Origin of the sequence: Psychrobacter sp. 4Bb (genome assembly GCF_002836735.1) — a bacterium.
Classification (GTDB): Bacteria; Pseudomonadota; Gammaproteobacteria; order Pseudomonadales; family Moraxellaceae; genus Psychrobacter.
Map to the genome: position 1 here is coordinate 135456 of NZ_PJAS01000052.1, position 12268 is coordinate 147723.

Annotated in this window: 9 protein-coding genes; 7 read left to right on the forward strand and 2 right to left on the reverse strand. The window is 44.0% G+C overall.

What is annotated here, in order from left to right; genetic code table 11:
* Positions 1–45 precede the first annotated feature (45 nt).
* From CXF60_RS03740 to CXF60_RS03770, 7 genes are all read left to right on the forward strand, one after another.
* A complete protein-coding gene (locus CXF60_RS03740) occupies positions 46–1404 on the forward strand; it encodes an APC family permease (RefSeq protein WP_102090845.1) in 1359 nt (452 codons plus the stop codon).
* Between the two features lie 94 nt (positions 1405–1498).
* Positions 1499–2374, forward strand: coding sequence for an N-acetylmuramoyl-L-alanine amidase (locus tag CXF60_RS03745; RefSeq protein ID WP_102090846.1), 876 nt, complete (start codon positions 1499–1501; stop codon positions 2372–2374).
* 29 nt (positions 2375–2403) lie between these two features.
* Entirely contained in the window at positions 2404–2595 is a 192-nt protein-coding gene (locus tag CXF60_RS03750) for a hypothetical protein (protein WP_102090847.1), read from the forward strand.
* A gap of 393 nt (positions 2596–2988) precedes the next feature.
* On the forward strand, positions 2989–4179 hold the full coding sequence (kbl, locus tag CXF60_RS03755; protein ID WP_102090848.1) for a glycine C-acetyltransferase: 1191 nt from the start codon (positions 2989–2991) through the stop codon (positions 4177–4179).
* Between the two features lie 63 nt (positions 4180–4242).
* Positions 4243–5268 carry an L-threonine 3-dehydrogenase gene (gene tdh / locus CXF60_RS03760; protein WP_102090849.1) on the forward strand — a complete coding sequence of 342 codons (1026 nt, stop codon included), beginning with the start codon at positions 4243–4245 and terminating at the stop codon, positions 5266–5268.
* A 280-nt stretch (positions 5269–5548) separates the two neighbouring features.
* Positions 5549–6259: a hypothetical protein gene (locus tag CXF60_RS03765; RefSeq protein ID WP_145990196.1), complete on the forward strand. Its 711-nt coding sequence runs from the start codon at positions 5549–5551 to the stop codon at positions 6257–6259.
* The gene (locus CXF60_RS03770; RefSeq protein ID WP_180958082.1) at positions 6240–7328 is read left to right on the forward strand and encodes an XRE family transcriptional regulator; all 1089 of its coding nucleotides are present in this window, start codon (positions 6240–6242) and stop codon (positions 7326–7328) included. The genes CXF60_RS03765 and CXF60_RS03770 overlap by 20 nt, the downstream gene beginning before the upstream one ends.
* A gap of 129 nt (positions 7329–7457) precedes the next feature.
* Here the strand turns inward: CXF60_RS03770 and CXF60_RS03775 are convergent, their stop codons facing one another.
* Both CXF60_RS03775 and purL read right to left on the reverse strand, forming a co-directional pair.
* Positions 7458–7856, reverse strand: coding sequence for an ACT domain-containing protein (locus CXF60_RS03775; protein ID WP_102090852.1), 399 nt, complete (start codon positions 7854–7856; stop codon positions 7458–7460).
* A 212-nt stretch (positions 7857–8068) separates the two neighbouring features.
* On the reverse strand, positions 8069–12073 hold the full coding sequence (gene purL / locus CXF60_RS03780) for a phosphoribosylformylglycinamidine synthase (RefSeq protein WP_102090853.1): 4005 nt from the start codon (positions 12071–12073) through the stop codon (positions 8069–8071).
* Between the last annotated feature and the right edge of the window lie 195 nt (positions 12074–12268).

Below are 12268 nucleotides of genomic sequence, written 5' to 3' on the forward strand. Positions count from 1 at the left end.
TAAACACGCTCTCCTTCTACATCTTTGATCGTGAAGGAGCACTCCATGAGTGAACAGACAGGAAGTATCAGCTACCTACAAGCGATAGCGATTAGCGTTGGTGCGATCATCGGCTGGGGCGCTTATGTCATGCCAGGCGATTTGTTTTTGCCACAGTCACAGCTATTAGGCTCTTCTGTTGCTATTATTATCGGTACTTTAGCCATCTATATGGTTGCGCGTGCCTATATTAATTTGCTGACTCAAACGCCAGAGAACGAGTCAGGCGGTATCTATTGGATTGAAAAATACATCAATCGCAAGCATGCCTATATCTATGGTTGGGGCGTCACGATAGGCTATATCTCTATTATCGCGCTCAATATATCAGCCGTCGCTTTGCTACTGCGCTATCTGTTACCTAGCGGCTTACAATTAGGTTATCTGTATACGATTGCTGGTTGGGAAGTCTACGCCAGTGAAGTGTTCTTATGCAGCGCGGCTATTATTCTGTTCAGTTATATCAATCTAAAAGGCGTACGAGTCGGCGCAAAAATCCAACTCTATATCGCCCTCTTTATGATTCTATCAGTCACCGCGCTATTTTTTGCCTCGCTTTGGATGACACCAACGAGCCAAACATTTTTGCCAACTGATATGTCTAGCGGCTCTATCACCAGTCTGGCATGGTTACCTATCTTGGCCGTTATGCCGTGGGCGTATGTCGGTTTTGAGACCACACCGCAGATTTCAAAAGCCATTAGCGATTCAAAAACCAAGACCAAAAGTATTATCCTAATTTCACTCATCGCTGGTGTGTTATTTTACTTTTTGATCAACTACTTTACCGCGCTAAACATGAGCTTTGACTATCAAGCGATCAAAGACAGCCACTGGGCAACGGGTGAAGGCATAGACAATCGGATTGGTAGCATCGGCATTTGGCTGCTATCGATCGCTATGATTGGCTCGATAATGAGCGGTATCAATGGCTTTATATTGTCATCGGTCAAGCTCTTAGAATCTATGGGCGACACGTCATTATTGCCTAGTATATTTACAGATAAACACAACCAATTTAGTAAGCAAAAGACCGTTATATTGATATGCTTGGTGTGCCTACTCTCTCCTTGGCTAGGTAGAAATTATCTACTCGATATCGTGACAATGGCGTCCTTGGGTATAACCGTTGGCTTTGCTTATGTCACGACCGCCGACCTCATCAATGAGCGAAAAAAGAAACAAGCGGGTTTGCTAAATTATCTCTCTGTATTAATCAGTGTGGTCTTTATATCGCTATTGCTGCTACCATTTTCACCAGCAGCGCTGTCGTTCAACGCTTATGTCTTGCTAGGGCTTTTTATTCTGCTCGGGGCGATTGGTTATAAAAAAATCGCGGTTAACCCTAACCTCAATCCTAATTAACGACCAGCAGCATTTAGCTGTCGAGCGAAATAAACACCAGCAGCATCAAATGCAAACGATGCTATAACCGTAACTTTCCCATACAGAGCACTTCATGGTAAAAAATAGTTTCTTAGCGTTTGGCCTAACACTGCCGTTGGTTGGCTGCGTCACGACTACCTCTCCAGTAGCCACTACTGACAGCTACATTGTGGATAGTAAAACCTACCAAGCTACTGGCAAAAGCGAGCGCGTCAAAACCATCGTCTTGCACTATACAGTCTCAGATAATGAACGCTCGATAAAGACATTGACCACGGGCAATGTGAGCGCGCACTATCTGGTATTAGACAATGATGACGATAAAATCTATAACCTAGTACCAGAGAGCGAGCGCGCATGGCATGCAGGTGATGGCGGCTTTGCAGGACGGACGATATTAAACGATACCTCTATCGGTATCGAGATTGTCAATAGCGGTATCAAGCCTGAATATCGAGACGCGCTAAAAAATGGCACGCTCGATTATCATCCTTATGCGCACTATGTGGCATTTGATGAATTGCAGATTAAAAAAGTCGCACAACTGGTGCAAGATATCGCCACACGCTATGACATCTCACCAAAGAATATCATCGGTCACTCCGATATGGCACCCTCGCGCAAGATAGACCCCGGTGCCAAATTTCCGTGGGAGAGACTGTATTTCGATTACGGTATCGGCGCTTGGTATGATGAATTTGATAAGCAGTTCTTTATGAATCAAGATGGATTTGCGTCGGCCACGATACCTGAAATTAAGCAAGCGTTTCGCAAATACGGCTATCAAATCAACGATACCGATACGTGGGACAAAGCCAGTCGTGATGTCGTCTATGCGTTTCAGCTGCACTTTAGAGCGCAGCAGCCAACGGGTCATATGGATAGCGAGACCTATGCGATATTGCAAGCGCTAAATAAGAAGTATGCTGGTCGGGATGATTTTTATTAAAGAATACAGACTATCAGGAGACATAAGCCATGAATAATTCTCAAAAAGATGAGCAAGACAATCTACAAAAGTATCTAGAAGAAAAAGCCAAGCAAGAGCAGGAAAAGAAAGAGGAGCAAGAACCTGAGCCGCTTTCTGCTTATGATGCTTGTGTGCTAAAGGAAAGCGCCAAGATTCATGAGTTGATCGCTGAGGCTCAGAAGCGTCCCAAAGATGAATAACTGGATAGACAGTACTTATCAATGCTTACCAACCAAGATTATGTAAATGCGCAAGTTGATGTCTTATGTTTTGAGACATTTCTAAGCTGCTATAAGACCAATACTATAACCAAACAACGCTATATCACTTTATAAAAGAAAGCCTATCTACCAACTATTTAGGCTATTTATTGCGATAGGCTAATGATAAAATCACCACTCACAGGGTTATAGATAGTATCACTGCTCGCACCATCTCATTGTCTTCCTGCATCTTTGGTTTTATCGTTGATTTTAATGATGGCTAGGATGATGCGCAGATTTGATAGCTTGGCTTTGATAGCCTAGTTCTATTACCAGTCCCAATATCTCTATTATCAAACGAATACCAATAATACTAAAAAAGGAATATTTATGTATCAAGCCTTTCAAAAACACCTACAACAAGAAATCAGCGATATACGCGAGGCAGGACTATATAAGACCGAGCGCGTTATCACCTCTCCGCAAGATGCGCTCATCAAGATCGCCGATGGCCGTGAGATGCTTAACTTCTGTGCCAATAATTACCTTGGATTGTCTGACCATCCTGAGATTAAAAAGGCGGCGATCAAAGCCATTGAAGACTCAGGTTACGGCATGTCATCGGTGCGTTTTATTTGTGGTACGCAAGATTTGCATAAGCAATTAGAAGCGGCAATTTCTAAGTTTTTTAATACTGAAGATACGATTCTTTATGCCGCCTGTTTCGATGCCAATGGTGGTGCCTTTGAGCCACTGCTGACCAGCGAAGATGCCATTATTTCTGATTCGTTAAATCATGCCTCGATCATCGATGGTGTGCGCCTGTGTAAAGCCGCGCGTTATCGCTATGCCAATGCGGATATGCAAGATTTAGAAACGCAATTGCAAGCGGCGCAAGCACAGCGTTTTCGTTTGATTGTCACTGACGGTGTGTTTTCAATGGATGGTAACGTAGCGCCAATGGATGAGATCTATGCGTTGGCACAAAAATATGATGCCATGGTGATGATTGACGAATCGCATTCAGCAGGCGTAGTCGGTCGCACTGGTGGCGGCGTGACTGAATTGTTTGATCTACGTGGTGACATTGAGCTGATCACGGGTACTTTAGGCAAGGCGTTTGGCGGTGCTATTGGCGGCTTTACCACGGGTAAAAAAGAAATGATTGAGATGCTGCGTCAACGCTCACGCCCGTATTTGTTTTCCAACTCTATTCCTCCTATGGTGGCTGCCGCTGGGGTAAAAGCGTTTGAAATGCTATCGCAAGACAATACCTTACAAGATAAATTGCATGAAAATACTGCCTATTTTGTGAAGCAAATGCAAGACGCAGGCTTCGATATCAAGCCTACCGAATCGGCCATCTGTGCGGTGATGCTCTATGACGCCAATGTCTCGCAACAGATGGCAGACGCACTGCTTGAAGAAGGCATTTATGTGATTGGTTTCTTCTATCCTGTCGTACCCAAAAATGAGGCTCGCATTCGTGTGCAGCTCTCTGCCGCCCATACTCGCGAGCAGCTCGACCAGTGTATCGCCGCCTTTATCAAAGTCGCCAAGCAAATGAAGGTGATTGATTAAGCGTCGCTCGATATTTATCTAGATTCAACCCTTAAGTACAACACCGTTAAATAAGAGAAAAGTATGAAAGCACTGGTTAAAGCTCATGCCGAAAAAGGCATCTGGATGCAAGACATGCCAGAACCAACGGTCGGCATCAATGACGTTAAAATAAAAATTAAAAAAACCGCCATCTGTGGCACAGATTTGCACATTTATAAGTGGGATGAATGGTCACAAAAAACCATAAACACGCCAATGATCATCGGACATGAATATGTCGGTGTCATTAGTGAAATGGGCGATGGCGTCAAGCATCTTGAAGTAGGTGATCGAGTCACAGGCGAAGGACATATCGCTTGCGGGCATTGCCGTAACTGCCGCCGCGGTAAGCTACATGTGTGCGAAAACACCATCGGCGTGGGCGTTGACCGCGATGGCGCGTTTGCCGAATATTTGGTGATACCTGCCGATAATGTCATCAAACTCGATGAACGTATCAGCGATGAGATGGCCGCTATTATGGACCCTTTTGGCAATGCCACGCATACTGCCCTTTCATTCCCTGTACTGGGTGAAGATGTTCTAATCACGGGTGCGGGGCTGATTGGGTCAATGGCAACGGCGATTTGCCGATTTGCAGGGGCGCGTAATATCGTGGTCAGTGATATCAGCGATTATCGCTTAGAGCTTGCCAAAAAAATGGGCGCGACGATGACCATCAACCCAGCCAAGGGTGAAACCATCGAAGGCACTATCGATACATTAAAAATGCACGGCTTTGATATTGGGCTTGAGATGTCAGGCTCGCCTCAGGCCTTTGATTCGATGATTAGCAATATGTATAACGGCTCTAAAATTGCGCTCTTGGGCATTTTGCCCAACACCACCACGGTGGATTGGAGCAAGATTATCTTTAAGGCGTTAACCCTAAAAGGTATTTATGGTCGTGAGATGTGGGAGACGTGGTATCAGATGGAGCAAATGCTGATTAGCGGTATTGATTTGACACCAATTATTACCCATCGCATGCACATTGATGACTTTCAAGAAGGCTTTGATATCATGGAAAGTGGGCAATGCGGTAAGGTGATTTTAAGCTGGGATTGATTTTGGTGATTCAACATTTAAGGAATCGTGGTTAACTTTTAAGTTGCCACGACTGATAAAACGGCACTGATTTCAGTGCCATTTTTTTTGGGTATTAAAGAGTGATGAGATTCATGAGTTGATTGCTAAGGCTAAGATAGAGCGTAAGGCTTGTTTACTAGGATATGGATATTTTTGATTAAATTATTCTTTGTAAAAAGAATGAACTTAACTCATATTTTTATTTTTTAACACATCATATGATGTTATAATTTATAAAAATAACATGGGTGAGACAGATATGACATACCAAGCACCGCAATATGAGATGTTCAGTGATTTAAATAGCCGTAACAAAGACGGTGAGCTCATAAATAATGAAGAAGCTATCAAAGTACTGAAAGAAAAATTTGGCTTTACTCCGCAAATTGTATTTGACGCTATACAAAAAGCTGATCAAAACTTCAATATGAAGACTACAGTGAACTGCGCAAGTGGTATAGCACGCTGGGGTGACATTGGAGAAAATATAGCTCTCCAGCTTATTTCTAATGAAGTTGAATTCAACCGAGATCAAGGACAACCCACCTTAACCATCATTGGTAATAACATTCAGATTATTATTATGTCTAGTAATGATGCCTTAGGCAATATGGACTTGCCAATATCGTCAAACTGTTCAAAAGGTATTGAAACCAAGCATAAAATTGATATAAATAAATATAGAAATATGACTGGCGAGAAATTGGAAACTTGGGTCTTATACTATCCATCTAGAAAACATGAAATTTATCAAGATGATGTCCCAAGTTTAATTTACGAACTTGCAAGACCAATGTCTTATATAGAAATGGATGATGGTAAAATCTTTCCAACTGATCATGATTGTAGATTAATGTTTTCTTCAGATTTAGAAAATGAGGTTCAGTCATATATGAGTGAGTTTGCTGATGAATCAGTGAATGAGGACTCGTTTGAAATTGGGTATAAAAATGCGAGCAATGAAGAGTAACTTTGAATTCAATAAGCACCGTCTAAAAATAGCTAAAGACTTAAAGGGGAAAACAAATAAAGATCTAGCAAATATCTTGTCATGTACTGAAGCTACGATTTCAAACTATCTAAACGAGAGTAAACCTTCAGTACCTGATTTTGAAAAAGTAGTTAATTTAAGTGAGTCATTAAACCTACCTTTTAGTTTCTTTAACTCCACCTTTAAAACACAAATAGTGGATGAGCAAATTTTCTTTCGCTCATATAGCCGTATAAAAGCCCAGTATAGAAATTCTGCGCTTGCTTACAGTGAGTTTGCAATTCAAACCTTGGAGTATTTTGATAAGACAATTTCCAATCTTCCCATTTTCCAAGGTTTCGATATTGATGCCTTAGTTAATGAACCTGAGAAAACTGCTTTAACCCTTCGTGGTGATTGGCAGTTAGGCGTATTACCGATTAAAAATATTATTGCTTTACTAGAATCACATGGTATTGCGGTATTCCGTTTGCCAATGGAAGTGAAAGAAGTTGATGCATTTTCTTTTTATCATGATGGAAGACCTATAGTATTTTTGAATACAGCGAAGTCAGCAGAAAGAATGCGTTTTGATGCTGCTCATGAACTTGGTCACTTAGTACTTCATAGTGATGATAGAAACGTGCTTGAAAATATGAAGGATAAAGAACACGAAGCTGATAGGTTTGCATCTAGCTTTTTGATGCCTAAAGAGGCCTTTGTTGCTATGGCTCCAAATAATTTGAATTTGGCGAACTTAATAAGTTATAAAAAATATTGGAAGGTATCGCTTGCAGCTCTCAACTATAACCTTCATGAACATAGACTATTAACTGACTGGCTTTATCGTTCTAATTGTGTCGAATTCAGTAAGCAAGGATATAACAAGACAGAACCTGAACCTATTGAGCGTGAAAAACCTATTCTGTTAAGTAAGATAATTAAGGTTCTTCTGGAAAAAGAAGGTAGGAATTTTTATGAAAATATCGATTTTGGCTATCAGATCTTGGATGATATAACGTTCAAGTTAATCAGTGAAAATACTAAGCCTAGACTGAAACTACTTTAAAGTTATTATCCCAAACATAAAAAAGGTGAGCTTAGCGCTCACCTTCTTATTTTAAAAAACAGCTGTCTAAAACAATTGTCTTAACTAACTCAGCTGATCCTAAAGGAGCAATTGAGAACGTTAAAAACCTTATATATTACTCAGCTCTTTTAACGCAGATAGCGCCTGCTCCGCCTTATCATCCGATACAAATATATGATCATGATGATAGGCAGCGATCACATTGGCACTGATACCTTTTGAGGTCAGTTTGGTTGACACGGCTGCGGTTAGACCTACCGCTTCTAAACTTGAATGCACCGTCAGAGTGATTTGGCGAAACACGCCTTCGTAATGCAAACCTGCCTCATCAGCTTTGTCTTTTGTTAACACCAGAGTCAGCCCTTCTGCCTCTATAAACGTCGCAATTGGCGCTAAGCTTACGTATTCTGCTAGCTGCCCTGTGACGGTACAAAACACGAATAATTCATCAACCAGTGCTGGCTGCATCGAACTCAATAGCTCATTAATATCTGTAATTCCTGACATTTTATTCTTCCTTATTTTGCTTAATTTCGCTGTTTGTTAACCGCGATTTTAGCATGGGTGTCATTACTTATATTCGTGAAAACACGATATAAACGCTAACCCCTATTTCTAAAAATCCAAACCCTAAACACAAAAAAGGTGAGCCTAAGCCCACCTTCTTATTTAACAAACAGCTATTTAAAACTATAGCTTAGAACAAATTACCCTATATCTTAACGCAACCAAGCTCGAGCGTTACGGAACATACGCATCCACGCGCCGTCCTCGTCCCACTCTTCTGGTTTCCAGCTGTGGTTATAGGCTTTTAGGTTACGCTCAGGATGTGGCATCATGATAGTGACGCGACCATCAGTGCTACACAGACCCGTGACACCGCCGAGCGAACCGTTTGGATTGAGCGGATACGTCTCGGTTGGATGACCTTGGCTATCGACATAACGCATCGCCAGCTGACCGTGGTTTGCCATACCGTCGATCTCGGTATTATCTAGCGTGGCATAGCCTTCACCATGCGCCACCGCGATTGGCAATATGCTGTCTTGCATCCCTTTGAACAGGATAGACTTGGTACGCTCAACTTTTACGTTGACCGTACGTGCTTCAAAACGAGCCGATTTGTTAGCGACGAAACGTGGGAAGTTTTCCGCACCTGGGATCAGGTCTTTGAGCTGAGCCATCATCTGACAACCATTACAGACACCCAAGCTAAAGGTATCAGGACGGGCAAAGAAGCGCACAAACTGCATGCGTAGCTCGTCATGGAACAAGATAGAGTTCGCCCAGCCAGAGCCTGCACCAAGTACGTCACCATAACTAAAGCCACCACAAGCGACCAGACCGTCGAAGTCACGTAGATTGATGCGACCACTGAGTAGATCACTCATGTGTACATCAACCGCTTCAAAGCCAGCTTGGGTAAAGCCTGCTGCCATCTCTGTCTGACCATTGACGCCTTGCTCACGCAAGATAGCGACTCTTGGCTTGTTTTCACGGCTAGCCAAGTATGGCTCTTCAACTTTTTGATTGAGATCAAAGTTTGGCGCAGCGATCAGACCTTTATGGCTCGCGTCGCTAATCAAGTCATACTCTTGCTGTACACACGCTGGGTTATCACGACGGCGCGCGATTTGATAGCTGACCTGAGTCCATGCTTGCTGCAACTCAGTACGGCTAAAGCGTAGGGTGTCGTCACCCATAAGCGTTGGCGTTTGGATCAGTAGGCTGTCTTCTTCAGAGCTTTGACCGACGAGGCTCAGCATGTCAGCAACGTTAAATTCTTCTGCCAATTGCATGAGCGCCGCAACGTTTTCTGGCAATACTTGGATAACTGCACCTAGCTCTTCACTGAACAGTTGACCGAGTAAATTATCGTCATTTAATGACAGCTTGATACCCTGACGGCTAGTGAACTGCATCTCAGCGATGGTCGCAAGCAGACCGCCATCACCGATATCGTGATAGGCACTGATGACGCCTTGCTCATTACCCGCTTGAATAAAGTTAAAGAAGTCGATCAAATCACTTGGCTGTGCTAAATCTGGGCAGTCGTTGCCTAGTTGGCTCAGCGTCTGTGCAAGGATTGAACCACCTAGACGCAATTTACCTTTTGACAAGTCAATACGATAGAACGCGCTGTCGCCATTGATTAGCTCAGGGGTTAGCGTTTTTGCGACGTCAACGACAGGGGCAAACGCAGTCACGACCAAACTCATTGGTGAGACGACTGATTTGTCTTGGTTTTCACCATTATCGTTAGCATTGTCAGTCCAGTTAGCACGCATAGATAGCGAGTCTTTACCGACTGGGATAGCGATACCCAGTGCTGGGCATAGCTCTTCGCCAACGGCATGTACGGCATCGAACAAGGCAGCATCTTCTACGTCATCACCACACGCGGCCATCCAGTTCGCTGACATGGTGATATCAGACAACTGAGCGATACGCGCACCAGCGATGTTGGTAATCGCTTCACCGACCGCTAGACGCGCCGAGGCTTTTGGACTGATAAGCGCAACAGGCGTACGCTCGCCGACACTCATTGCTTCGCCAGTCATTGGCTGACCATCTAGCGCCACCAAGCCAGAAGCGGTCACTGCGCAATCTGATACAGGCACTTGATAGCGACCCACATACTGATCACGCACGACCATACCCGTGATGGAACGGTCACCAATGCTAATCAAGAATGATTTGCTCGCCACGGTTGGGTGACGCAATACATCGGTGATTGATTCAGCTAGATTCACATCATCAAGCTCTAATGCTGGCAACGTGCTCTCGGTACGCTCAAAGCTGCGTTGCATTTTCGGTGTACCGCCGAGCAGTACTTGCATCGGCATATCGACTGGTTGCTCGTCCAACAGCTCATCATCAACGATTAGCTGACGAATATCGGTTGCCTCGCCCAAGATAGCATATGGGCAGCGCTCACGGGCACAGATGGCATCGAACTGATCTTTGCTCTCTGGGCGAATCGCGAGGACATAACGCTCTTGCGCTTCGTTTGACCAAATGGCCATTGGCGACATGCCAGCTTCTAATGATGGAATCTTACGCAAGTTCAGATGCGCGCCCATTTCATGATCATTGACCAGCTCTGGCATCGCATTAGACAGACCACCTGCCCCTACATCATGTAGTGAGACAATTGGGTTGCCGTCTTTACTGTTATTGCTTACATCGACATCATCGCCCGCTAGTGCCCAGCAGCGGTCAAGTACTTCTTGGCAACGACGCTCCATCTCAGCATTATCGCGCTGAACTGAAGCAAAGTCTAAGCCTTCATCAAGGTCACCACTATCGACCGACGATGCGGCACCGCCGCCCAGACCGATTTGCATCGCAGGGCCACCAAGGACGATGAGCAAATCACCTTTTTGGATGGCATTTTTTTCAATCAAGTTGCGTTTGATATTGCCGTAACCACCTGCCAGCATGATCGGCTTATGATAGCCGCGCATCTCGCTGCCGTCTTTTGCCGCAGAGGTATCTAGCTGAAAACTACGGAAGTAACCGCATAGATTTGGACGACCGAACTCGTTTGAGAAGTTGGCTGAGCCTAATGGCGCTTCGGTCATGATCTCAAGGCTGGTTGCCATACGATCTGGCGTACCATAATCCTGCGTACTCAATTGACCTGACTGCTCCCATTTCTCAGCGAGCTCTGGGATATGTAGATGTGACACGTGGAAGCCCGTTAGACCCGCTTTTGGCTTACCGCCGCGACCAGTCGCGCCTTCATCACGAATCTCGCCACCAGCACCCGTCGCTGCACCAGAATAAGGGGCAATCGCGGTTGGATGGTTATGGGTTTCGACCTTCATTAAAATGTCGATTGCTTCTTGATGAAAGTAATAAGGATGAATTGAATTGGCATCCATCGCGTCGGTAGGAATTGGATAAAAACGCATACCCTCAGACCCTGCCATCACCGCAGCGTTGTCTTTATACGCTGACAAGATACCTTGTGGATTGGCTTTATAAGTATTCTTAATCATTTGGAACAGTGATTTTGGCTGTACTGCGCCATCGACTGTCCATTCAGCGTTAAAAATCTTATGACGGCAATGCTCTGAGTTTGCTTGTGCAAACATCATCAGCTCAACATCGGTTGGATTGCGTTTTAGCTCATTAACATACGCATTCATCAAATAATCAATATCTTCGACAGATAGCGCAAAGCCGAATTCTGTGTTGGCTGATTCTAACGCCGTACGACCTTGTCCGATGACATCGATATGATTCAGTGATGCTGGCGCTTGATCGTCGAACAATTTACTGACATCGCTCAAATCATAGACCAAGCTCTGCGTCATACGATCAAACAACACCTGCTCAGCGGCAGTCGATAGCTTTTCACTGACTTCACCATCGATTGTTAGGGTATAGACAACGACACGCTCAACGCGATTGATCGCAATTTCACAGTTGTTAAAGATATCAGTCGCTTTACTTGCCCATGGCGAAATCGTGCCAAAACGTGGACCTACGATGACTTGTAATTGATTGCTTTTTGGGGCTTCAAGGACAGTGCTACTATCGACAGCAAGTAAGTCTAGCGCTTTTTTATGCTCATCACCTTCGAGTTCTCGTGATAACACATACACTTGCTGGGTATGGATCTGGCTGACATTTAGCTCGGTTTTTTGCTGGAACTGACTGATGAGTTGCTGCGTCTGAAAATCGGTAAGAAACGGTTGTCCGGAGATGGTCATCATAAAGGCATAATCCGTAAGATCAAGGCATCTCTGCCATGCAAAGTAAATGGTCTGGGTATTATAACAAGAAGCCCTGTAATAAGCAGGTCAAAACCAAGATAAATTGCTGATGCTTGCTATTCCATAATAGTGAAATCTTTGCCATTATTGAAACCCTTGTTACTTTTACAACAGGCTACTTTCACAACACAAACT